General features: G+C 75.5%; 19 protein-coding genes and 3 tRNA genes. 15 read left to right on the top strand and 7 right to left on the bottom strand.

Features of this window, described 5'->3' with window-relative positions:
- Positions 1-421 precede the first annotated feature (421 nt).
- From orn to ACIGG8_RS28150, 4 genes are all read left to right on the top strand, one after another.
- Entirely contained in the window at positions 422-1024 is a 603-nt protein-coding gene (gene orn, locus ACIGG8_RS28135; protein WP_396551601.1) for an oligoribonuclease, read from the top strand.
- A 169-nt stretch (positions 1025-1193) separates the two neighbouring features.
- A tRNA-His gene (locus ACIGG8_RS28140) sits at positions 1194-1269 on the top strand.
- Positions 1270-1416: 147 nt separating this feature from the next.
- A complete protein-coding gene (locus ACIGG8_RS28145; protein WP_350526601.1) occupies positions 1417-1863 on the top strand; it encodes a DUF4442 domain-containing protein in 447 nt (148 codons plus the stop codon).
- Between the two features lie 110 nt (positions 1864-1973).
- Entirely contained in the window at positions 1974-2933 is a 960-nt protein-coding gene (locus ACIGG8_RS28150) for a hypothetical protein (protein ID WP_396551602.1), read from the top strand.
- 146 nt (positions 2934-3079) lie between these two features.
- On the opposite strand, the gene ACIGG8_RS28155 is transcribed toward ACIGG8_RS28150, so the two are convergent.
- A complete protein-coding gene (locus ACIGG8_RS28155; protein WP_396551603.1) occupies positions 3080-3985 on the bottom strand; it encodes a spermidine synthase in 906 nt (301 codons plus the stop codon).
- Between the two features lie 219 nt (positions 3986-4204).
- Positions 4205-4717: a hypothetical protein gene (locus ACIGG8_RS28160; protein ID WP_350526604.1), complete on the bottom strand. Its 513-nt coding sequence runs from the start codon at positions 4715-4717 to the stop codon at positions 4205-4207.
- 260 nt (positions 4718-4977) lie between these two features.
- Here ACIGG8_RS28160 and ACIGG8_RS28165 point away from each other — a divergent pair, with 260 nt between their 5' ends.
- A complete protein-coding gene (locus tag ACIGG8_RS28165) occupies positions 4978-6600 on the top strand; it encodes a tetratricopeptide repeat protein (protein WP_396551604.1) in 1623 nt (540 codons plus the stop codon).
- 42 nt (positions 6601-6642) lie between these two features.
- On the opposite strand, the gene ACIGG8_RS28170 is transcribed toward ACIGG8_RS28165, so the two are convergent.
- Positions 6643-7299 carry a histidine phosphatase family protein gene (locus ACIGG8_RS28170; RefSeq protein ID WP_350526606.1) on the bottom strand — a complete coding sequence of 219 codons (657 nt, stop codon included), beginning with the start codon at positions 7297-7299 and terminating at the stop codon, positions 6643-6645.
- 312 nt (positions 7300-7611) lie between these two features.
- Here ACIGG8_RS28170 and ACIGG8_RS28175 point away from each other — a divergent pair, with 312 nt between their 5' ends.
- The 3 genes from ACIGG8_RS28175 to ACIGG8_RS28185 are packed head-to-tail and all read left to right on the top strand — an operon-like array spanning position 7612 to position 11824.
- On the top strand, positions 7612-8811 hold the full coding sequence (locus ACIGG8_RS28175) for a hypothetical protein (protein WP_396551605.1): 1200 nt from the start codon (positions 7612-7614) through the stop codon (positions 8809-8811).
- A complete protein-coding gene (locus ACIGG8_RS28180) occupies positions 8808-10433 on the top strand; it encodes a hypothetical protein (protein WP_396551606.1) in 1626 nt (541 codons plus the stop codon). The genes ACIGG8_RS28175 and ACIGG8_RS28180 overlap by 4 nt, the downstream gene beginning before the upstream one ends.
- Entirely contained in the window at positions 10433-11824 is a 1392-nt protein-coding gene (locus ACIGG8_RS28185; RefSeq protein ID WP_396551607.1) for an AAA family ATPase, read from the top strand. The genes ACIGG8_RS28180 and ACIGG8_RS28185 overlap by 1 nt, the downstream gene beginning before the upstream one ends.
- Positions 11825-11877: 53 nt before the next feature.
- On the opposite strand, the gene ACIGG8_RS28190 is transcribed toward ACIGG8_RS28185, so the two are convergent.
- Positions 11878-12198: a hypothetical protein gene (locus ACIGG8_RS28190; RefSeq protein WP_396551608.1), complete on the bottom strand. Its 321-nt coding sequence runs from the start codon at positions 12196-12198 to the stop codon at positions 11878-11880.
- A 244-nt stretch (positions 12199-12442) separates the two neighbouring features.
- Here ACIGG8_RS28190 and ACIGG8_RS28195 point away from each other — a divergent pair, with 244 nt between their 5' ends.
- The 3 genes from ACIGG8_RS28195 (at position 12443) to ACIGG8_RS28205 (ending at position 13672) form a co-directional block, all read left to right on the top strand.
- Complete coding sequence (locus ACIGG8_RS28195; RefSeq protein ID WP_396551609.1) at positions 12443-12799, top strand: hypothetical protein; 357 nt, start codon at positions 12443-12445, stop codon at positions 12797-12799.
- 173 nt (positions 12800-12972) lie between these two features.
- The gene (locus ACIGG8_RS28200; protein ID WP_396551610.1) at positions 12973-13530 is read left to right on the top strand and encodes a bifunctional DNA primase/polymerase; all 558 of its coding nucleotides are present in this window, start codon (positions 12973-12975) and stop codon (positions 13528-13530) included.
- Positions 13531-13598: 68 nt separating this feature from the next.
- Positions 13599-13672: transfer RNA gene (locus tag ACIGG8_RS28205), tRNA-Lys, on the top strand.
- Positions 13673-13818: 146 nt separating this feature from the next.
- On the opposite strand, the gene pgi is transcribed toward ACIGG8_RS28205, so the two are convergent.
- Together pgi and ACIGG8_RS28215 are read right to left on the bottom strand one after the other, a co-directional pair.
- Positions 13819-15480 (bottom strand): glucose-6-phosphate isomerase, encoded by a 1662-nt coding sequence (gene pgi / locus ACIGG8_RS28210; RefSeq protein WP_396551611.1) that lies wholly within the window; start codon positions 15478-15480, stop codon positions 13819-13821.
- 199 nt (positions 15481-15679) lie between these two features.
- Positions 15680-17263 carry a Na+/H+ antiporter gene (locus tag ACIGG8_RS28215; RefSeq protein ID WP_396551612.1) on the bottom strand — a complete coding sequence of 528 codons (1584 nt, stop codon included), beginning with the start codon at positions 17261-17263 and terminating at the stop codon, positions 15680-15682.
- A gap of 169 nt (positions 17264-17432) precedes the next feature.
- Between ACIGG8_RS28215 and ACIGG8_RS28220 the strand changes: the two genes are divergently transcribed.
- The 4 genes from ACIGG8_RS28220 (at position 17433) to ACIGG8_RS28235 (ending at position 20236) form a co-directional block, all read left to right on the top strand.
- Complete coding sequence (locus tag ACIGG8_RS28220; RefSeq protein ID WP_396551613.1) at positions 17433-18341, top strand: NADP-dependent oxidoreductase; 909 nt, start codon at positions 17433-17435, stop codon at positions 18339-18341.
- 66 nt (positions 18342-18407) lie between these two features.
- Positions 18408-18481, top strand: a tRNA-Lys gene (locus ACIGG8_RS28225).
- 148 nt (positions 18482-18629) lie between these two features.
- The gene (locus ACIGG8_RS28230) at positions 18630-19601 is read left to right on the top strand and encodes a GlxA family transcriptional regulator (RefSeq protein ID WP_396551614.1); all 972 of its coding nucleotides are present in this window, start codon (positions 18630-18632) and stop codon (positions 19599-19601) included.
- Positions 19601-20236, top strand: a complete 636-nt coding sequence (locus tag ACIGG8_RS28235) for a DJ-1/PfpI family protein (protein ID WP_396551615.1) — start codon at positions 19601-19603, stop codon at positions 20234-20236. Before ACIGG8_RS28230 ends, ACIGG8_RS28235 begins: the two co-directional genes overlap by 1 nt.
- A 74-nt stretch (positions 20237-20310) precedes the next feature.
- Here the strand turns inward: ACIGG8_RS28235 and ACIGG8_RS28240 are convergent, their stop codons facing one another.
- Positions 20311-21498 carry an MFS transporter gene (locus tag ACIGG8_RS28240; protein ID WP_396551616.1) on the bottom strand — a complete coding sequence of 396 codons (1188 nt, stop codon included), beginning with the start codon at positions 21496-21498 and terminating at the stop codon, positions 20311-20313.
- Positions 21499-21563 lie beyond the last annotated feature (65 nt).

Consider the following 21563-nt stretch of genomic DNA (forward strand, 5'->3'; position numbering starts at 1 on the left):
CCGAGGACGGCCTGCCCCAGCCGGGGGCGCGCGGTCAGGGCCAGGGGCACCGCAGCGCGGTCGAACGGCCCGCGGACGAGCCGGGCGCGGCCGGGCGCGGTCACGGTGCGGCCGCCGGACGGATGCCGGCCCCGACCGGGCAGCCGGCGCCGGGGGCGGGCGAGCTCCGCGGCCGGCAGGCACGGGCGCCGCAGGTCCGCTCCCAGGGCGGTCGGCCCGCGGCCGACGGTGCCCGGACGGCGCGCGAGGCCCGTGCCGGACGGGACGGACACGCGGTCCGCACCGGCCGGGAGGGCGAGCACGCGGACGGCCGCGGCGCACACGGCGGGGCGGAGGAGCACCAGGCCGAAGGCTGCGCTCCGGCACCCCGCTCGGCTCCACCGGTCCCCGCGGCGCGTGATCGCGCCGTAGGGTGAGTTGCGTGAATGACCGTTTGGTATGGATCGACTGTGAAATGACCGGCCTCGACCTCGACCGGGACGCCCTGGTCGAGGTCGCGGTGCTGGTGACGGACTCCGAGCTGAACGTCCTCGGCGAGGGCGTGGACGTCATCATCCGGCCGCCGGCGGAGGCCCTGGCGAACATGCCGGAGGTGGTGCGCGCGATGCACACCGCCTCCGGCCTACTGGAGGAGCTGGAGCAGGGGGTGACCCTCGCCGAGGCCGAGGAGCGGGTCCTCGCGTACGTGCGCGAGCACGCGCCGGAGGCCGGGAAGACGCCGCTGTGCGGCAACTCGGTGGCCACCGACCGCGGCTTCCTGACCCGGGACATGCCGGCCCTGGAGAAGCACCTGCACTACCGGATCGTGGACGTCTCCTCGATCAAGGAGCTGGCCCGCCGCTGGTACCCGAAGGCGTACTACAACAGCCCGCAGAAGGGCGGCAACCACCGGGCGCTCGCCGACATCCGGGAGAGCATCGACGAACTGCGGTACTACCGCGAGGCCGTGTTCGTCCCCCAGCCCGGCCCGGACGCCGACACCGCGCGGACCATCGCCGCGAAGTACCAGGCCCCCACGAGCTGACCCGGGAGCACCCCGGAGCACCCGGGCGAACCCGGCGGCGGCCCGGATCGGGGTCCGCGGGGGTGTCGCGTCCGCCGGAACGGAACCCTGGCGCGAGCACCCTCTCGGATCCTGTAGAGTTCTTCCTGTCGGAACGGGAACGCGAGAGCGGGAACGGACCGGACAGATGGTGGGTGTAGCTCAGTTGGTAGAGCACCTGGTTGTGGTCCAGGTGGCCGCGGGTTCGAGTCCCGTCACTCACCCCAGAGCCCGAGGGGCCGATCTCTTCAAGAGGTCGGCCCCTCGGGCGTTTTCGCGTTCCCCGATCTCGCACCCCTTCAATTGCGCCCGGTGGCCCGGCTTTTCCGATCGGCCCCTGCCGCCGAAAGCTACCGGCTAGTAACATCGTCGCCATGACCACACCTAAGATCGGCCAGATGCTCGACGCCACCGTGCCGATGGCGCACACCCTGAAGCTTGAGTACCTGGAGACCACCCCGGAGCGCGCCGTGCTCCGGCTGCCCGACCAGCCCGAGTTCCACAACCACGTCGGCGGCCCGCACGCCGGCGCGATGTTCACGCTCGCCGAGTCCGCCAGCGGCTGCATCGTGCTCGCCGCCTTCGGCGACCAGCTGTCCCGCGCCGTGCCGCTGGCCGTGAACGCCGAGATCGCGTACAAGAAGCTCGCCATGGGTGAGGTCACCGCCACCGCCGTGCTCGGCCGCCCGGCCGCCGAGATCGTCGCCGAGCTGGACGCCGGCGACCGCCCGGAGTTCCCGGTCACCGTCGAGATCACCCGCGCCGACGGCGCCGTCACCGGTGTGATGACGGTCACCTGGACCCTGCGTCCCAACTCCTGACCGCCGCGCGGTCGGTGGCCCCGGGGAACGCCGGCCCGGGGTCACTCTCGCGATGACTGTCCGTGACGGCGGGCGTGACCTCACCACCCGTCCGCTCGTTCTCAACTCACGTGCGAGCCAATCACGCGACCGAGCCCCGGGAACCCGCCCCCCACGGCGTCGCCGGAGCCCGGGGCGGGATCGCGCGGTGGCTGCCCCGCCCCCGCGCCGTGGCGGCCGCCGGAGCCCTGCTCGCACAGCTCTGGGGCCTCGGCGTGGCCGGAGCGTACGCGGCGTCCGCCGATCCGCTGCCGGAACCGGCCCGACCCGCCGTCCGCCGCGTCCCGCACGGCGCACCGGCCCTCGACGCACCGGCCCTCGACGCACCGGCCCTCGACGCACCGGCCCTCGACGCACCGGCCCTCGACGCACCGACGCTCGACGCGGCCGCACCCGGCGCCCCCGCACTCGACGGGCAGTCAGCCGAACGCCCCGTCGGGCAGGGACCGTCGGCGGGCGAAGCGCCGCGCCGCTCCCCCGGGCCTCTCGGGGGCCTCGCCGACGGCTCGGCCGGCGGGGCCGCGGGGACGTCCGGCGGCAGCCTGCAGGATCGGATCCGGGCCGGCGGACTGCCCCTCCCCGGCCAGCGGGCGGCCGTCCCCGACGCCTTCGCGATCGCCTCCGGCCTGCTCGACACCGACCCCGCCCAGGCCGACCCGGCCGAGGCCCGCGCCGTCCGCGACGGCGAGCCCGCGGCCCCGCCCTCCGCCGAGACGCACCCCGGCGCCACCCGCTCCACCGTGCCGCGGCAGCGCGAGGGCGCGGACACCCCACCCGTCCTGGAGGCCTCCGAGACCGACCCCGCGACCGGGGCCTCCACCGACCGTGACGCGACGACGGCCCCCGCCGGCCCTGCCGCATCGGGCGCCGGCGGGACGCCCGAGACCCTCGCCATCGCCGACACCGCCACGGTGACCCCTGTGCACCACGGTTCCGCGACCGCCACCGCCGTACTCGCCCCCATCGCCGCCGGGCTGCTGCTCACCGGGGCGGCCATGTGCAAGCACCGCGGGCTTCCGCGCGGCCACTAGCGGGGCGCCCCGGCCTGGCGGCTTCCGCCGCCGTCGACGGGAGTTCGCACCCGGGACCGGGGCGCACGGGAGCGGCTGCCGAGGCGCGGTACCCGGCGCAGCGGGGCTCGACGGGCCCGACGGGGCGGGACGGCGCCCGCCCGCCGTCAGCGGAAGACGCCCGGCGGCGGCTCCGGGGACGGCGCGGCCGTGGCGTCCGTCGCCGGCGCGGCTCCGGCGGCGAAGTCGGTGAGGCCGCGGCCGTGTTCGACCCGGGCGTGAGCCGGGTCGGAGGCGGCACGGCGGGTGAGGTCGGTGACCGGGAGGGGGGTGTGGGCGGCAGCCAGGACGAGGTTGCCGAAGCGCTTGCCCCGCAGGACGGCCGGGTCGGCGATCAGGCAGAGGTCGGGGAAGACCGCGCCGAGGGTGGCCACTTGGGAGCGGGCGAAGGGGAGGGCGCCGCCGTCGGCGATGTTCGCGGAGTACCAGCCGCCGGGGGCCAGGGCGCGGGCGGCGAGGGTGGTGAACTCGACGGTGGTGCAGTGGGCCGGGGTGCGGGCGCCGGAGAAGACGTCGGTGATGACCAGGTCGACGGTGCCCTCGGGGGTGCGCTCCAGCACGCTGCGGGCGTCCCCGCCGCGCACCTTGATCTGCCAGCCGCGGTCCAACGGCAGTTCGGCCCGGACGAGTTCGGTCAGCGCGGTGTCGATCTCGGCGACCTGCTGGCGGGAACGCGGCCGGGTGCCGGCGACGTAGCGGGCCAGGGTGAGGGCGCCGCCGCCCAGGTGCAGGACGGTCAACGGCCGGCCCGGCGCGGCGACCAGGTCGATCAGGTGCCCGAGCCGCCGCTGGTACTCGAAGCCGAGGTGGGTGGGATCGGCGAGGTCGACCATGGACTGCGGGGCGCCGTCGATCAGCAGCGACCACGCGGCGGGGCGATCGCGGTCGGGCCGCAGTTCGGCCAGCCCGGAGCCGACGGGGCGGGTGAGCGGCCCCTGGGCGTGGGTGCGGCCACCCGCGCCGGCCGTGGCCGCCGCCTCGCCGCCACGCGCGGCCCTACTGCTTCGTCCCATGTCGGCCATTATCGCCGCAGGCCAGAAGGGTGGTGCCGCCGCAGGCCAGAAGGGTGGTGCCACCGCAGGCCGGGAAGGTGGTGCCGCCGACCCCTACAAGCGCAGGGGAAGTCGCCGCCACCGAAAGCGCACACCCGCCGGGTCAGGGCCGTGCCACGGGGATCGGGCCGGAGGGGCGAGCGGTGCTCGCGGCCCGGCGGGATCCGCGCGGCACGGCCGCTAGAACGGGCCGAGGCCGCCTGCGGTGAGCGTGCAGGCGGCCTCGCAGAGGGCGGAGCGGAGCACCCAGGCGTCGGTCGGGCGGGCGGCGGGGCCGGAGCCGGCGGGCGGGATCACCCAGCGCGGGTCGGTGGCGGAGGGGACGAGGGCGCCGGCCGTACAGGAGCTGCCGGGCAGGTGCCAGGTCTCCCAGGTGCCGGCCGGGACGAGGAAGGAGACGGTGCTGCCGTTGCGGCTCTGCAGCACGACGCCGCAGGCGCGGCGCAGCCTCAGGATGTCGACGGCCTCCAGACCGTGCCGCAGGGCGACCGTCACGGTGTCACAGGCGGTGACGAGGGTGCCCTCGTCGGCGAGGCGCTCGCGCCGGGGGCCGCTGCGGGGGCCGTGGCCGCCCTCGACCGGACCCCGGCCGGGGATCCGGTCGTCGGCGGGATCGGGCAGCAGGGCGGGGACTGCGCCGGCGATCACGCCCCCGCCGACGGGTCGGTGCTGCGGCAGTCCGGTGGCCATCATGGGCCCTCCTGTACCTCGTCGGATCCGGAAGCACCGCCGCCCGGAGGGGCCACCGGGCCGGGACGGGCCGGGGCGACGGCCCGGGCTTCCACGTATCAGGACAACGCCGGGGATGCGCCCCAGGCCACGGGGCGCCTTACAGCAAGGCATGGCATTTCATGGCAGATATCCCGCAACATCGCCCGCTCTGCCCGGGATTGCCCTCATATCTCCCGCGAACCCCATGTGTCCGGTCGGTGACTCCGAGTACTCTCGGCGCCATGGCAGCCACCCCACCGGCCGAGCCGAACCGACCGTCCCCCAACACCGTGATGCGCGCGCTGCGCGGCGACCGCTCTCCCGGCGAGTTCGCCATGGCGGTGCGCCGGGCGGCCCGCGAGATCGGCGAGCACGTGTCCTGCGACGCCCGCTACGTCGGACGGGTCGAGTCCGGTGAGATCCGCTGCCCCAACTACGCCTACGAGCGGGTCTTCCGGCACATGTGGCCGGGCAGCACGCTCGGCGACCTCGGCTTCGCCCCCCGGACCGCCGTCCGCCGCCGCTCGGCGGACGGCGGCGCCGGGCGGGCCGAGCCGCCTCCGCTCCACCCGCCGTTCCCGCCCCTGCCCGCCCCGCGCTCACCACTCTCCACTCAACTCCCGTACGCTGCCTCGCCGTACGCGGATCCGACCGCCCCGGAAGGCCCCCCGTGGCCGAGTCCCGGCGCCGTGCCCCGGGGGCCCGATGGATCGCCCTATCTCGACGAGGAGAACGACGACGTGCGTCGCCGTACGTTCCTGGCCGGCGGCACCACCGCGCTGGCCGCCGTGATCGGCATCGACCGGCCGGCCACGGCCGCCGGTCGGTCGGCCGGTACCGACGGCGCCTCCGGTGCCCTCACCGGCCGAGGCGCCCTTCCCGGTGCGGAGTTCGCCGCGCCGTCGCTGCTGTCGGCCGACCCGCCGGTGCCCGGCCGGCCCGGGCCGGTGCCGCCGCTGCGCCGGGTCGGCGCCGCCGAGGTGTTCGGTGTCGAACAGGCCGTCCGGGACATCCGGTTGGCCGACGACGCGCACGGCGCCGACGCCCTCTACGAGCTCGCCGGGCAGTCGCTGCGCAACGCGTACGTTCTGCTCAACGAGGGCGAGTACAGCGCCGCGACGGAACGCCGGCTGCAGGCCGGGGCCGGTGAACTCGCCATCTCGGTAGGGTGGTTGGCACACGACTCGAACCGGCTCGCGGACGCCCGCTCGTTCTACTCCGAGGCGCTGGCCACCGCCCGGATGGCCGGGGACTCCGCACTGGAGGCGCACGTCTTCTGCAACAGCGCATTCCTCGCCCGGGACGCCGGCCGCCCCCGGGAGGCGCTGCGCGCCGCGCAGGCCGGGCAGGTCGCCGCCCGGGGCCTGGGCTCCGAGCGACTGCTCGCACTGCTGGCGATGCGCGAGGCCGGTGCCTGGGCGCTGCTGCAGGACCGCGCCGCCTGCGAACGCGCACTCGGCCGCGCGTACGCGCTGTTCGGCCGCGGTCACTCCGAGGCCGATCCGGAGTGGATGTCCTTCTTCGGCGAGGCCGAGATCGCCGGCCTCCAGTCGCAGTGCTGGTCCGCCCTCGGCGACTGGGACCGCGCCAGCGAGCAGGCCGGGCTGGCCATGACGCTGCAGGAGCCGCACTTCCTGCGCAACCGGGTGCTGTACACCGCCGAGCTGGCCCACGACCGCCTGGGCCGGGGGGACCTGGCCGGCGCGGCGCACCACGGCTCGTCCGCCGTCGCGCTGTTCGCGGACGTCCGCTCGGCCCGGATCCGGAGCATGCTGGCGGACACCGCGGGACGGCTGCGCCCGCACGCCGCGGTGCCCGAGGTGCGGCGGTTCCTGGCCGAGTACGACCGGGCGGCGGCCGCCTAGCCGGAGCTGCGGCGGCCGCCGGGGCGGGGGTGCAGCCGGGCGTCAGTGCCCGGCGTTCAGGGCGTCCAGGTGGGAGAGGTCGTTCCAGATCTCCACGGCCGGGGCGCCGTACTCCCAGGACAGCACGCACAGCGCCGCCGTACCGAGCTTGAACCGCTGCGCGAACTCGGGCGGCAGGCCCAGCCAGCGGGCGGCCAGGATGCGCAGCAGGTGGCCGTGCGCGAACAGGACGACGTCCCGGTCGGCGCAGTGCATCACGGTAGTGTCCGGCTCGGGGACGCCGTGCTCCTGGTGGAGGCCGGCGAGGAAGTCGTCCACCCGGGCGGCCACCTCGGACAGCTTCTCGCCGCCGGGCACGCCGTCCCGCCAGATCAGCCAGCCGGGGTGGTCGGTGGCCCGGATGTCCGCGCCGGTGCGGCCCTCGTACTGGCCGTAGTCCCACTCCATCAGCTCGGGGCGCTCCACCGCGCGGTCGCCGAAGCCGGCCAGGGCGCAGGTCTCCTTGGCGCGGCCGAGCGGGCTGGTGTAGACGAGCGCGTCCGGCAGGCCGTCCCAGGGGGCCCGGGCGAGGCGGGCACCGAGGGCCCGGGCCATCGCGCGGCCCTCGTCGGTCAGCGGGATGTCGGTGCGGCCGGTGTGGCGGCCGGTGGCGGACCACTCGGTCTCGCCGTGGCGGACCAGCACTATTCGGGCGGGCATGGGGGGCTCCTCGCAACGGGGCGGTGCAACGGTCGGTCTCACCATCGAGCACCGGGTTCCATGATCCCCCACCCGGGCGGCGGCCACGATCGCGGGCCGGTGCGGCCGCCTCGCGGCCCGTGCGGCCCACGATCGCGGGCCCGTGCGGCGGCCACCATCGCAGGCCCGTGCGGACGGGGCGCAGGCTGGTTCGGGCGGGTCGCGGGGCACCGCTTCCGGCCACCGCACGGCCGGCTGTAAGGCCACCCGGACGGTCCGCCGCGGCCGGTCCGCACCGCGTTGTCGGACCCGGATGCGACACTGGGCCGCACCATGAACGTCTCGACGAACGTCCCGCCCGGCGGGTCCGCTGAGCCGCTCGCCCAGCGGCTCGCCGAGCTGCGCGGGCCGGCCCTCCAGCGCAGTCTGAACGCCCGTTCCCTCGCCGCGCTCGCGGCCAATCCGGGTTGTCACCGCCGTGCGGTGCTCGACGCGGCCGGGATCGACAAGTCGGCGCTGGCCGCCCGGCTCGGCCGCCCCGCCCCCTTCGGCCAGTCCCCCTTCGCGATCGCCCGCGGCGTGATCTTCGAGTCCCGGCTGAAGGCGGACGACTACGCCGCGCTGCTGGAGCCGCTCCGCCGCCACCTCGACCTCCCGGTCGACGGCCACGCCCCGCTGGAGGTGCCGGACCTGCTGCAGCGCTCCGGCCCGGCCGTCCGCGCCGACCGGACGGCGCAGGCGCTGGCCCGGGCCGCCGCCGACCCGGAGTCCTGGACGCTGCTCGACCACCCGCTGCTGCGCCTGGAGGTGGCCGGCAGCACCGCCTACCTGGAGCCGGACGCGCTCGTGGTGCACGGCGGTCGGTGCACGGTGGTCGAGATCAAGTCGTTCCCGGTGGTCGACGGCAGCGCGGACCCGGCCAAGGTCGGCGCCGCCGCCCGCCAGGCCGCCGTGTACGTGCTGGCGCTCCAGCGGGCCGCGGCTTCGGCGGCCGGGCTGCCCCTGGGCGACGACCCCTACACCGAGCAGGCTCTGCCCGGCAGCCCCCGGACGAGCGTGCTGCTGGTCTGTCCCAAGGACTTCGGCAACCGGCCGACCGCGGTCGCCGTCGACGTCCGCCGCGAGCTGGCCACCACCCGTCGCCAGCTGAGCCGGATGACCGGCATCGGCCGGCTGCTGGACGCGCTGCCGCCGGACGCGGACTTCGACCTGGCGTCCGACGAGGCGGGCACGCCGGCGCGGTCCGCCGAGCAGCTGGTCGCCGCGGTCGAGGCGGTGCCCGCCGCGTACAGCCCGGACTGCCTCTCCACGTGCGAGCTCGGCTTCCACTGCCGGGCCCGGGCCCGCTGCGGCGACCGGGTCGAGCAGCTGGGCCGGGGCGTGCGCGGCGAGCTGGGCAGCATCCGGACGGTCTCCGAGGCCCTGGCCGCCGCCGGCGGCGGCGCGGGCGGTACGGACGACGGCGCGGACGACGCCGCCGAGCGCCTGGCCTACGCGGCCGCCCTGCGCGCGGAAGCCCTGGGGAAGGCATGAGTCTCCTCACCACCCTGGCCCGTCTGGAGGCCGTCCGCAGCGGCCGGGCCGAGCCGCTGGCCACCGTCCGGCACCGGCACCTGTCCGACCGCCCGATGGTGCTCGTCCCACTGACCGCCGCCGGTGAGGCCGGCGCGCCGCTGGCGATGATGCTGGGCACCGACCGGGACGCGCCCCGGCTGCACCTGGTGCCGCAGCCGCTCAACCGCACCCTACGGTTCGACTTCCTGGCCGAGCTGGCCGCCGACCTGCTGCCCTACCTGGAGTCCTTCGCCGACGACGTCGAGCAGATCGAGGGCTCCGAGAAGGACCCGGAGACCGGCGAGAAGACCCAGGTGTTCCGCGAGCTGTGCGCGGACGCCCCGCAGCTGGTCGTGCCGAACGGCGCGGGGATCCACCACCTCGCCCTGATCGGCCGTTCGACCCGCTTCCGCCGCACCGTCGAGGACGACGAGCCGGGCCCCTACCCGGCCCCGGTCCGGGTGCCGCTGCTGGGCCGCTGGCTGACCCACCTCAGCGAGCGCGCCCAGGTGCCCGGCTCCAGCATGCTGCTGCCGATGACCGGTCTGCTGGCCCGGCACTGGGCGACCGGCCAGAGCCACCTGGAGGACCAGCACCTGGCGGCCCGGCTGGCCTGGCACCGCCCGCCGCCCGGTCTGACCGGCGCCGAGGCCGCCGAGCTGGCCGAGTCCGCGCGGGACGAGCACGGGCAGCTGCTCCACCCGCCGGCCGGCCCGGCCACCGACCCCCGCTTCGACGAGGCCGTGCTCGCCCCGGCGATCGCCCGCTACGACTCCGCCGTGGGCGCCCTGCGGCACAGCACCGAGCAGCACGACGAGGACGCCGCCGAGCGCGCCCGGGCAGCGGTGCGGGCCGCGGTCGGGCAGCTGGAGGAGGTGCTGACGGCCGTCCTGCTGCCGACCTGGCGGGACGTCTGGCAGGGCCTGGACCTGCTGCGCGGCCTGCCGCCGGCCGGCCACCTGGAGGAGCGCTGGACGGGCGACCGCTGGTCGTACACCGGCCACCGGGACCGCCTGGCGGCGGGCGAGCCCCCGCAGCCCCGGCAGGACGACGCCGTCACCGCCGCCCGCAAGCTCGCCCAGCGCGAGCGCGAGCAGGCCCGGCTGGACGTCCAGGAGGCGCTGGACGACCCGCTGGCGATGGCCGAACACCGGCTGGCCGGCGAGGCGTTCAGCGGTGAGGTGACGGAGGTGGTGCCGGACTGGGACACCACCGGCCGCTCCCCCAAGCCCCGCCCGCTGGTCACCCTGCGCACCGCCGACCGCCCGCACGCGGACCTCGGCCGGGAGGTGCACCGGGTGTGGGGGTCCCCCCGGCCGGAGTCGGGGAGCCCGGCCGCGCAGAAGGCCGAGATCGTGGCGGTCGACACCGCCGAGGGCACCATCACGCTGCGGGTGCTGTCCGGCATGGGCCGCAGGAAGGAGCCGGAGCCGGGCAGCCTGCCCGAGCCCGGCGAGCCGGTCACCTTCACCCTGTTCGAGTTGACGGTCCGCCAGTCCGCGCCGCTGCCCGAGCCGGACGACACCCCCTGGACGCACGGCGGCCCGCCCGGCGCCGCACCGCCCGTACCCGCCGCGACCGCCTCCGAGGAGTGGGAGTGATGACCGCCTCGACCCCCCAGCCGGACCGGCACGGCCGGCCGGGCCCCGAGCAGGCCCCGGGAGCGGCCGCCGACGCGGCCGTGGCCGGGATCCTGACCGCGACCGTCCGCCCGCCGGCCGGCGCCCCGCGCGGCGTGGTGGTGGACTCGCCGCCCGGCGCCGGGAAGTCGACGCTCGTGGTGCGGGCCGCCCGCGAGCTGGTCGAGGCCGGCGAGCGGCTGATGATCGTCGCCCAGACCAACGGCCAGGTGGACGACCTGGTCGGCCGACTGGCCGAGAAGGCGCCGGACCTGACGATCGGCCGGCTGCACGCGGCGGACTCCCGTCCGGGACCGGAGGTGCTGAAGCACGCCGGGGTCACGCCCTCGGACAAGATCGCCGACCTGGTCGAGCACGACGTGGTGATCTCCACCTCGGCCAAGTGGCAGTGGGTGCGGGCCGAGGCGCCGTGGCGGCACGCGATCGTCGACGAGGCGTACCAGATGCGCTCGGACGCCCTGCTCGCGGTGGCCCGGCTGTTCGAGCGGGCGCTGTTCGTCGGCGACCCGGGCCAGCTGGACCCGTTCACCGTGGTCGGCACCGAGCAGTGGGCCGGCCTGTCGTACGACCCGTCCGGCAGCGCCGTGGTCACCATGCTGGCGCACAACCCGCAGATCGAGCCGCACCGGCTGCCGGTCTCCTGGCGGCTGCCCGCCAGCGCGGCGCCGCTGATCTCCCGGGCCTTCTACCCGTACACCCCGTTCCGCTCCGGCACCGGCCCGGACGACCGCCGAATGACCGGCACCGTCCGTCCCGACGGCTCGGCGCTGGACGCGGCGATCGACCGGGCCGCCGAGCACGGCTGGGCGCTGCTGGAGCTGCCCGCCCGGCACACCGTCCGGACCGACCCGCAGGCCGTCGCGGCGGTCGCGGCGACGGTGCGCAGGCTGCTGGAGCGCGGGCTGACGGCGCACTCCGAGCAGGGCGACGCGCCGCTCACCGCGGACCGGATCGCCGTCGGCACCGCCCACCGGGACCAGGCGGCGGCGGTGCGCGCGGCCCTGCTCAAGGTCGGCGTCCCGGTGGACGGCACGGCCGGGCCCGCCGTCACGGTGGACACCGCCAACCGGCTGCAGGGACGCGAGTACGACGTCACCGTGGTGCTGCACCCGCTCTCCGGCCGCCCCGACGCGACCGCCTTCCACCTGGAGACCGGACGGCTCTGCGTGCTCGCCTCCCGGCACCGGCACGCCTGCATCGTGGTGGCCCGGGCCGGGATCGCCGAGCTGCTGGACGAGCACCCGGCCACCGAGCCGGTGCAGTTGGGGGTGCCGGTGACGTTCCCGGACGGCTGGGAGGCCAACCACGAGGTGCTGCACCACCTGGCCGGCCACCGGGTCCGCCTGCGGTAGCGGCTCGGCTCCGTCCGGGGCATCGGCGCCCGGGCCGGGGCCGGGGCCCCCGGTCAGTCCTCGGTCTCGCAGACCGCGAAGGCCTTGACGGCCGTGTGGTCGGCCTGCGCGTACCAGCTGCGGGCGTCCTGGGACGGGCCGTTGTAGGTGACGGTGTCGTGCGTCCCGGCCGGCAGCTGGTACCCGCCGCCGGTCAGGTGGGTGCCGCTGGGACAGGTCGCCTGCGACAGGCCGCCCGGGGCGCTCACCCCGCCCTGCACCACCACCGCCGTCTCGGCGGCGACGGCCGGTGCCGCCGCGGCCAGGCCGAGGGCGGAGGCGGCCGACAGGGCGCCGAAGGGCAGGAGGAAGCGCAGGATCGTCCGCACGTGCATGGGATCTCCCCGATCTGTGGGTGGCTGGACTACACGGAACCGCACCGACACAACCGGTTCGCACGCGATCCGGATGCGCGGCACTCGGAGCACGCCTGCGGCGCGCACCGGGGAATAGCGCCCGCACGCGCACCGTTCCGCTACCGGCCCTCGCCGCGAGACAATGGACGACGGCCACAACCCGGGCGGCGCAGCCCGGAGCAGCTCCCTGCCCGCCCCACCGAGACCCCGGAGGTGTCCGTCCATGCCCGACTCCCCTGCAGAGTCGACCGAGCCCACCAGGCGCGTGCGTCCGGCGCAGCTGCTGTTCGAGCCGCAGTCCGCCGAACCGGAGCCGGAACGATTCTTCGACCTGGAGTCGATCGAGGACCCGGCGGAGCTGCTGCACCGCTCCACCGAGCTGGCCCTGGCCTTCCGAGCGGCGGCCGAGCGGGCCACCGACTTCCAGGCCGTCGCCGCCGCCCAGCTCGCCGACCCGCGCCGGTTCGACGCCCTGTCGGACGCCGAGATCGCCGTGCGGGCGGACTGGACACCGGACTACGCCGCCAAGATGATCGAGTACGGCCGCACGCTGCTCCAGCCGCGCCGTCACGAGGACTGAGCGCTCCCCGGAGCTCCCCTGCCCAGCGCCCGCGTCCGGTGTGCCGTGCCCCGCGCCCGGACACAGGCCGCCGGCATATGCGCGGCGGGAAGGGTACGCCGTTCCCCGCCGCGCTGTCCGGCGAACGGGGCTTTCCGCCCTGCCGGCGGCGCGCACGGCGCAGGCTGCTGTGCGTGGACATCTGGACGCATCAGTCGGTGGAGTACGTCAGCGTGGCCGGGGAGGCGTGGCTCGCCTCCGCCAGCGAGTACCCGCGCAGCATGCGCGCCCTCTGGGAGACCCGCCCGTGGGCGCCCTCGGTACTGCCCTGCGGGCGCGCCTTCGACGTGATCAGCATGCCGGCCCTGTTCGGCCGCCGGGTGCTGGACGAGCTATGGGCCTCCGGCCCGGGCTGCGGGCCGGTCGCGGCCTACCGGGGGCGGACCCTGCTGTTCGTCCAGCCGGGCGCGGCGCCCCGGCTGCGCCGGCTGCTGGCCTGGGAGGAGTGGGCCCGGGACGTGCCGCCGCTGCTCTGCCACGGCAAGGGTGACGCGGTGACCGTGCCGCCGATGCAGCGCCTGGTGAACAGCCCGGACTCCCCCGGCCACGGCGCCGGCCGGTGGATCGTCGCACCGGAGGACCGGGAGCCCTGGCTGCCCGGCGCCTCGGTGGTGCTGTGGGCCTGCGTCCGGGCGGCGCGCGAGCCGGGCGCGCCGGTCCCCGCCGGGGCGGCCGTCGTGACCGGCGGATGAACGCCGGGCGACCGGTATTCGATTTTGGCTCGGACGCGCGGCGCTGCTAGAGTCTTCTCTGTCAGCAGGCGCCGCTAGCTCAGTTGGTTAGAGCAGCTGACTCTTAATCAGCGGGTCCGGGGTTCGAGTCCCTGGCGGCGCACAGACAGCCGGAAGGCCCTTCGCGAAAGCGAAGGGCCTTCCGGCGTTTCCGGGCCCGTTGCCGGTTCCGGTTCCGTTGCCGTTTCCGGGGCCCCCGGGAAGCAGGTCGGCCGGGCCGCCCGCCGGAGCGGACGGCCCGGCCGGGGCTCAGCGGCCGCGCAGCGCGCGGTAGCGGGCGACCAGCTCGGCGGTGGAGCTGTCGAGCTGCTCGGCGCCCTCACCGGTGAGCAGCACCGGCTCGATCCGCTTGGCGAGCACCTTGCCCAGCTCGACGCCCCACTGGTCGAAGGAGTCGATGTTCCAGATCGCGCCCTGGACGAACACCTTGTGCTCGTACAGCGCGACCAGCTGGCCGAGCACCGACGGGGTCAGTTCGCCGGCCAGGATCGTGGTGGTCGGGTGGTTGCCCTTGAAGGTCTTGTGCGGGACGAGTTCGGCGGGCACGCCCTCGGCCGCGACCTCCTCGGGGGTCTTGCCGAAGGCCAGCGCCTGGGTCTGGGCGAAGAAGTTGGCCAGCAGCAGGTCGTGCTGGGCGACCAGACCCGGGAGCAGGTCGGCGACCGGCTTCGCGAAGCCGATGAAGTCGGCCGGGATCACCTTGGTGCCCTGGTGCAGCAGCTGGTAGTAGGCGTGCTGGCCGTTGGTGCCGGGGGTGCCCCAGACCACCGGGCCGGTCTGCCAGTCCACCGGGGTGCCGTCGCGGGTCACCGACTTGCCGTTGGACTCCATGTCCAGCTGCTGCAGGTAGGCGGTGAACTTGGACAGGTAGTGCGAGTACGGCAGCACCGCGTGCGCCTGGGCGTCGAAGAACGCGCCGTACCAGACGCCCAGCAGGCCGAGCAGCAGCGGGACGTTCTGCTCCGCCGGGGCGGTGCGGAAGTGCTCGTCGACCAGGTGGAAGCCGTCCAGCATCTCGCGGAAGGCGTCCGGTCCGATGGCGACCATCAGCGAGAGGCCGATCGCCGAGTCGTAGGAGTAGCGGCCGCCGACCCAGTCCCAGAACTCGAACATGTTGGCGGTGTCGATGCCGAAGTCCTGCACGCCCCGGGCGTTGGTGGACAGCGCGACGAAGTGCTTGGCCACCGCCGCGGGGTCGCCGCCCAGGCCGCCGAGCAGCCAGTCGCGGGCGGAGACCGCGTTGGTGATGGTCTCGATGGTGGTGAAGGTCTTCGAGGCGACGATGAACAGCGTCTCGGCCGGGTCGAGGTCGCGGACGGCCTCGTGCAGGTCGGCGCCGTCCACGTTGGAGACGAAGCGGACGTCGAGGTCGCGCTCGGTGTACGAGCGGAGCACCTCGTAGGCCATAGCCGGGCCGAGGTCGGAGCCGCCGATGCCGATGTTGACGACGGCGCGGATCGGCTTGCCGGTGAAGCCCTTCCACTCGCCGCTGCGGACCCGCTCGGCGAAGGCGGCCATCTTGTCGAGGACGGCGTGCACGGCGGGCACCACGTTCTCGCCGTCGACCTCGATCACGGCGCCGCGCGGGGCGCGCAGGGCGGTGTGCAGGACGGCGCGGTGCTCGGTGTTGTTGATCTTCTCGCCACGGAACATCGCGTCCCGCAGCTCGGCGACGCCGGTGGCCGCGGCGAGGTCGCGCAGCAGCTCCAGCGTCTCGTCGGTGACCAGGTGCTTGGCGTAGTCCACGTGCAGGTCGCCGACCTGCAGGGTCAGGCGGCGGCCGCGCTCCGGGTCGGCGGCGAACAGCTCGCGCAGGTGGGTGTCGCCCAGTTCGGCCCGGTGCTTGGCCAGGGCGCCCCACTGCGGGGTGCGGTCCAGCGGGGTGCGGGCGTCGGCGCGGGTCTCCGACATCGGTGGGTCCTCGATTCATCTGGGTGCAGAAACCGGCAGGGCCAGGCGTGAGGGTTCTTCGCGAGGTCGTGCGGGTACTGGTGGTGCGCCGACTCCGTTGACGGCCTGCCCGGGCTCAGCCTATGCAACCTCGGGGGCGGTCGCGCACATTCCGCCCGGCGGCGGACAACCCGTCACCTCGGAGCGGCCCGGCCCGCCGTCACTTCCGTTCCGAGCGCAGGTCGAGCCCGCGCAGCACCTGGTCGACCAGCTCCGGGTCGGCACCCAGCTCGCTGCGGGCGACGAGCATCTCGCGGCGGGACGCGGCGATCATCTCCTGCTCGACCTCCCGGGCGGCCCGCCACTGGGACAGGCGCAGCTTGGCCTCGGCGGCCTCCTCCTCGGCGTAGTTCTCCGGGCAGAGCCGGGCCAGCCGGTCGTGCTGACGGTCCCGCAGCCGGTCGGCGACCTCGGCGGGCAGCCGGTCCTGCTCCTCCAGTTCGCCGAGCCGGGTGAGCCCGGCCTTGGCGGCCCGCCACCAGAGCTGACGGACGGCCTGCTCGTGCTTGTCCTGGTCGATGTCCAGCCGGAGCCGCTTGGCCACCCAGGGCAGGGTCAGACCCTGCACCAGCAGGGTGAAGAGCACCACGCTGAAGGCGATGAAGACGAGCCGTCCGCGCTCGGGGAAGTCCGCGCCGGAGTGCAGGGTGAGCGGGATGGCGAGCGCCAGCGCGACGGTGGCCACGCCGCGCATGCCGGACCACCAGAGGACCACGCTCTCCTTCCAGCTGAACGGGGTGTCCTCGTCGTCGCCGCTGCGCACCCGCCGGGACACCCAGCCGGCCGGAAGCAGCCACAGCAGCCGGACCACCACGACGACCGCGATCACCACGGCGGCGTCGCCGATGAAGCCGGTCCAGCCGCGGCCCGCCTCCTTGAGCACGGTGGCCAGCTCCAGGCCGATCAGCCCGAAGGCGACGCCGGTGATCAGGATCTCGACCACCTCCCAGAAGGCGTTGCCGACCAGCCGGTAGGAGACGGCGTCGGCGTCGGAGGCCCGCTCGGCGAGGTAGAGCGCGCAGACCACGACGGCGAGCACGCCGGAGCCGTGGATCTCCTCGGCGATGGTGTAGGCGGCGAACGGGACCAGCAGGTTGAGCGCGACCTGCTGGGTCGGGTCGTCCAGGCGCTCGGCGAGCTTGGCGTTGATCCAGCCGAGCGCGACGCCGACGACCACGGCCAGCACCGCGGACAGGACGAAGCGCAGCACCGCGTGGCCGACCGAGAAGTCCCCGCTGACCACGGCCTCGATGGCCAGCGAGTAGATGACGATCGCGGTGACGTCGTTGAACAGGCCCTCGCTCTCCAGGATCGACACCAGGCGGCGGGGCAGGCCGACGCTGCCGGCCACCGCGACGGCGGCGACCGGGTCGGGCGGGGAGACCAGCGCGCCGACCGCGATCGTGGCGGCGACCGGCAGGGCGGGCAGCAGCCAGTGCACCGTACTGGCCACCACGGCGGTGGTGACCACCACCAGGGCGACGGCCAGCAGCAGGATCGAGCGGATGTTGGCCTTGAAGTAGCGCACCGAGGAGCGCCGGGCGACGGCGAAGATCAGCGGCGGCAGGACCAGCGGGAGGATCAGCTCGGGCTCGATGGTGACGTCCGGGATCTGCGGGACGAGCGCCATGACGATGCCGAGCAGCGTCATCAGGACCGGCTGCGGCACGCCCGTCCTGCGTCCGAGCGGCATGGTGACCACGGAGGCGAGCAGCACCAGGAAGAACAGGGGCAGCTGGCCCACGGGAAGGTTCCTCTCGACGGCGGACGGCTGAGCGCCGCCAGGATAAATCTGACAATGCGCCCATCCGTGAAGACACACCGGGCGACGGCTTGACCTCAAGCACGCTTCAGGTTGAAGGATCGGGACCGGTCGACGAGAGCGGTCGAACGGTCGAGGGGCGGGAGCAGACATGAAGGCGGTCGTCGTCACGGAGTCCGGCGGTCCGGAGGTCCTGCGGGTCCGGGTGGTGCCCGATCCGGAGCCGGGCCCGGGCGAGGTGCGGGTGCGGGTGTACGCGGCCGGGGTGCAGCCGGTGGACCTGGCGGTCCGGGAGGGGTTCCGGCCGCCGGGGCTGACGGTCGAACCGCCGTTCGTCCTCGGCAACGAGTTCGCCGGGGTGGTGGACCGGCTGGGGCCCGACAGCGGGGAGTGGCGGGTCGGCGACGAGGTGCTGGGGTTCCGGCTGCTGGACAGCCACGCCGAACTGGTCACGGTGGCCGCCGACCAGCTGGTGGCCAAGCCCGCGGGGATGCCCTGGGAGCAGGCCGGCTCCCTCTCCGCCTCCGGCCAGACCGCGCACACGGCGCTCACCCTGCTCGGGGTCGGCCCCGGCGACACCGTCCTGGTGCACGGCGCCTCGGGCGGGGTCGGCACGGTGGCCGTCCAGCTGGCCCGGACCTGGGGCGCCACCGTGGTCGGCACCGCGAGCGAGCGCAACCACGGGTACCTGCGCGAGCTGGGCGCGATCCCGGTCGCGTACGGGGAGGGGCTGGTCGAGCGGGTCCGGGCGGTCGCGCCGCAGGGGGTGACCGCCGCCTTCGACGCCGCCGGACGGGGCGCGCTGGAGGCCTCGGTCGAGCTGGTCGCCGACCGGGACCGGATCGGGACGGTGGTCGACTTCGAGGGCGCCGGGCGGCTGGGCGTCCGGCCGCTGCGCACCCGGCGCACGGCCGCCCGGCTGGCCGAACTGGTCCGGCTGTGGGAGGCGGGCGGGCTGCGGCTGGAGATCGCCGAGGCGCTCCCGCTGGAGAAGGCCGCCGAGGCCCACCGGCTGGTCGGCACCGGCCACGTCCGGGGCAAGGTGGTGCTGACCGCCTGAGCGGGATCCGTCCGGGCCGATTGTGTGTTTCGGCCGCTGACCAGGTAGTGTTCTCCACGTCAGCAAGCGCCGCTAGCTCAGTTGGTTAGAGCAGCTGACTCTTAATCAGCGGGTCCGGGGTTCGAGTCCCTGGCGGCGCACAGACAGCCGGAAGGCCCTTCGCGAAAGCGGAGGGCCTTCCGGCGTTTCCGGGTCCGGGTCCGGGGCAGCGGGCCGCCCGGGAGCGGTGGCAGGAAAGGTGGGAACCAGGTCATTGCTGCCACCACGGCCCGCTGACAGGCTGGCCGCATGAGAGCGCGCAGCGTGCTGGTCCTCCTCTACGAGGGCGTGCAGAGCCTCGACGTGACCGGCCCCGTGGAGGTGTTCACGGGCGCCGGCGGCGCCTCCGGGCAGCCGGGGGCGTACCGGGTGCTCACCGCCTCGCCGGGCGGGCAGCCGGTGCGCAGCACCGGCGGGCTACGGCTGCTGCCGGACGCGGACCTCGCCGAGGTCGGGCCGGTGCACACCCTGCTGGTCCCCGGCGGGACGGGCGCCGAGCACCCGGACGGCGCACTGGTGGCGCGGATCCGGGAGCTGGCCGGACGGGCCGAACGGGTGGTGTCGGTGTGCACCGGGGCCTTCCTGCTCGCCGAGGCCGGACTGCTGGCCGGGCGCCGGGCGACCACGCACTGGGCGTACTGCGAGGAACTCGCCCGGCGCTTCCCGGACGTCGAGGTGGACCCGGACCCGATCCACGTCCGGGACGGGCGCATCGCCACCTCGGCCGGCGTCACCGCCGGGATCGACCTGGCGCTCGCCCTGGTCGAGGAGGACCTCGGCCGGGAGACGGCACTGCTGATCGCCCGTCACCTGGTGGTCTTCCTGCGCCGCCCGGGTAACCAGGCCCAGTTCAGCACCCAGCTGGCCGCCCAGGTGGCGGCCCGGCAGCCGCTGCGCGAGGTCCAGCGCTGGATCGCCGAGCACCCGGAGGCCGACCTCTCGGTCGAGGCGCTGGCCCGCCGCTCGGCGCTGTCGCCGCGGCACTTCGCCCGCGCCTTCACCGCCGAGGTCGGGGTGACCCCGGGCCGGTACGTGGACGGCGTCCGGCTGGAGGCCGCCCGGCGCCGGCTGGAGGACACCGACGACGGCATCGAGGAGATCGCCCGCCGCTGCGGCTACGGCACCCCGGAGGCGATGCGGCGCGCCTTCGTCCGGGCGCTGGCCGCCCCGCCCGCCGAGTACCGACGCCGCTTCCACCCGAGTCACCACGGAGGACACTGATGCGCACCGCCATCCTGCTGTACGACGACTTCACCGCGCTGGACGCGGTCGGCCCGTACGAGGTGCTGTCCCGGATCCCCGGCACCGAGGTGGTGTTCACCGCCGCCCGGCGCGGGCCGGTGCGCACCGACATGCAGAGCCTGGCGCTCACCGCCGACGCCGCATTGGACGAGGTGGACTCGGCCGACGTGCTGCTCGTGCCCGGCGGGCCCGGAACCGAGGCCCGGCTGACCGATCCCGCCGTGCTGGAGTGGGTGCGCGCCGTGGACGCGACCACCACCTGGACCACCTCGGTCTGCTCGGGCTCGCTGATCCTGGCCGCCGCCGGGCTGCTGGAGGGGCGCCGGGCCACCTCGCACTGGTGCTGCCTGGACCAGCTGCCCCGCTTCGGTGCGGAGCCGACCGGGACGGAGCGGGTCGTGGTCGACGGCAAGTACGCGACCGCGGCCGGCGTCTCCGCCGGGATCGACCTGGCACTGACCCTGACCGGCCGGCTGGCCGGCGACCGGGCGGCGGAGGCGATCCAGCTGGTCATCGAGTACGACCCGCAGCCGCCGTACGCGATGGGCTCGACGGCCTCGGCCCCGCCCGAGCTGGTGGCCGAGCTGCTGTCGAACCGGCTGCTGCTCCGCTAGGGTCCGTCCTCGCTGGGGTCCGTCCTCGCTGGGGTCCGTCCTCGAACCCGCGTCCGCGGGGCGCCGCCGGGGGCCTACCGGACCGGCGGGAAGGCGTGGCGGCGGGCGCCGACGACCACGGCGAGGACGGGGAGCATCAGCGCGAGGACCGTCCAGGGCAGGGCGGCGGTGCCGAGTGCGCCCAGGACGACGCCGCCGACCACCCCGCCGGCCGCCATCGCGACGTTCCACAGGGTCACCAGCACGGACTGGGCGGCGTCCGCGTGCTCCCCGCCCGCGTCGCCGAGGGCGGTCTGCAGCAGGGTCGGGGCGCCGCCCCAGCCCAGGCCCCAGAGCAGCGCCGCGAGGTACACCGCCGGCGCGCTGCCGGACCGCACCGCGAGGACGCCCGCCGTCACCGCGACCAGCAGCGCGCCGCCGATCGTCAACTGCCGCAGCCGGCGGTGGATGTGGGCACCGGTGAGCCAGATGCTCGCCAGCGAGGCCAGCCCGAAGACCAGCAGCACGGTGCCGGTGGCGCCGCCGAGGCCGGCCCGGTCGAGGAGGGGCGCGATGTAGGTGAACAGGACGGTGTGCGCGAGCACGAAGAGCACCGTGACGGTGAGCACCGGCGCCACGCCGGGCACGGTGAGCGCGCGCCGGACGGGCGAGCGCTCGCCGTCCGGCTGTCCGGGCTGGTCGGGCAGCAGCGCCGCGATCCAGCCGACCACGCCCACCGCCAGGGCCGTCATGGCCAGGAACGGCACCCACCAGGCGGATATCCGGCCGACGAAGGTGCCGATCGGCACTCCGAGCGACAGCGCCACCGGCACACCCGCCATCGCGACGGCCATCGCCCGGCCCTGCTGCTCGACCGGCACCAGCCGGCGGGCGTACCCGGCCAGCACCGCCCAGGCGAGGCCGGCGGCGACGCCCGCGAGGAAGCGGGCGGCCAGGGTGAGCGGGTAGCTGCCGGAGACCGCGGTCACCGTGTTGGCCAGGGCGAAGCCGCCCATCGCGGTGAGCAGCAGCCGCTTGCGGCCCGAGCCGGCGGTGGCCGCGGTCAGCGGGATCGCGGTGACGGCGGAGCCGATCGCGTACACGGTGACGGTCTGCCCGGCCGCCGACTCGCCGACGCCGAGGGACTCCCCCATGCCGGGCAGCACCCCGGCGGGCAGGGTCTCGGTGAGCGCGGTGACGAAGACGGCGGTGGCCAGGGCGAGCAGGGCGGGGAGCGGGAAGGGCCGGTGGGGTGCGGGAGCAGGGAGCTGTGTGGTTGCCATGGGGACCATGCTCGAACCTCACACCGGTGTCAGGTTCAAGTACGGTCCCGTGGCCCTCGGGTCAG

Origin of the sequence: Kitasatospora sp. NPDC085464, from assembly GCF_044541955.1 — a bacterium.
In the GTDB taxonomy this organism is placed as follows: Bacteria; Actinomycetota; Actinomycetes; order Streptomycetales; family Streptomycetaceae; genus Kitasatospora.

Excerpts from the sequence above, each read along its gene's own strand:
- ACIGG8_RS28190 (WP_396551608.1), bottom strand. The coding sequence starts at position 12,198 with ATGCACGTGCGGACGATCCTGCGCTTCCTCCTGCCCTTCGGCGCCCTG.
- ACIGG8_RS28145 (WP_350526601.1), top strand. The coding sequence starts at position 1,417 with ATGACCACACCTAAGATCGGCCAGATGCTCGACGCCACCGTGCCGATG.
- ACIGG8_RS28170 (WP_350526606.1), bottom strand. The coding sequence starts at position 7,299 with ATGCCCGCCCGAATAGTGCTGGTCCGCCACGGCGAGACCGAGTGGTCC.
- ACIGG8_RS28165 (WP_396551604.1), top strand. The coding sequence starts at position 4,978 with ATGGCAGCCACCCCACCGGCCGAGCCGAACCGACCGTCCCCCAACACC.
- ACIGG8_RS28175 (WP_396551605.1), top strand. The coding sequence starts at position 7,612 with ATGAACGTCTCGACGAACGTCCCGCCCGGCGGGTCCGCTGAGCCGCTC.
- ACIGG8_RS28160 (WP_350526604.1), bottom strand. The coding sequence starts at position 4,717 with ATGATGGCCACCGGACTGCCGCAGCACCGACCCGTCGGCGGGGGCGTG.
- ACIGG8_RS28195 (WP_396551609.1), top strand. The coding sequence starts at position 12,443 with ATGCCCGACTCCCCTGCAGAGTCGACCGAGCCCACCAGGCGCGTGCGT.
- ACIGG8_RS28180 (WP_396551606.1), top strand. The coding sequence starts at position 8,808 with ATGAGTCTCCTCACCACCCTGGCCCGTCTGGAGGCCGTCCGCAGCGGC.
- ACIGG8_RS28220 (WP_396551613.1), top strand. The coding sequence starts at position 17,433 with ATGAAGGCGGTCGTCGTCACGGAGTCCGGCGGTCCGGAGGTCCTGCGG.
- ACIGG8_RS28235 (WP_396551615.1), top strand. The coding sequence starts at position 19,601 with ATGCGCACCGCCATCCTGCTGTACGACGACTTCACCGCGCTGGACGCG.
- ACIGG8_RS28240 (WP_396551616.1), bottom strand. The coding sequence starts at position 21,498 with ATGGCAACCACACAGCTCCCTGCTCCCGCACCCCACCGGCCCTTCCCG.
- pgi (WP_396551611.1), bottom strand. The coding sequence starts at position 15,480 with ATGTCGGAGACCCGCGCCGACGCCCGCACCCCGCTGGACCGCACCCCG.
- ACIGG8_RS28185 (WP_396551607.1), top strand. The coding sequence starts at position 10,433 with ATGACCGCCTCGACCCCCCAGCCGGACCGGCACGGCCGGCCGGGCCCC.
- ACIGG8_RS28230 (WP_396551614.1), top strand. The coding sequence starts at position 18,630 with ATGAGAGCGCGCAGCGTGCTGGTCCTCCTCTACGAGGGCGTGCAGAGC.
- ACIGG8_RS28155 (WP_396551603.1), bottom strand. The coding sequence starts at position 3,985 with ATGGGACGAAGCAGTAGGGCCGCGCGTGGCGGCGAGGCGGCGGCCACG.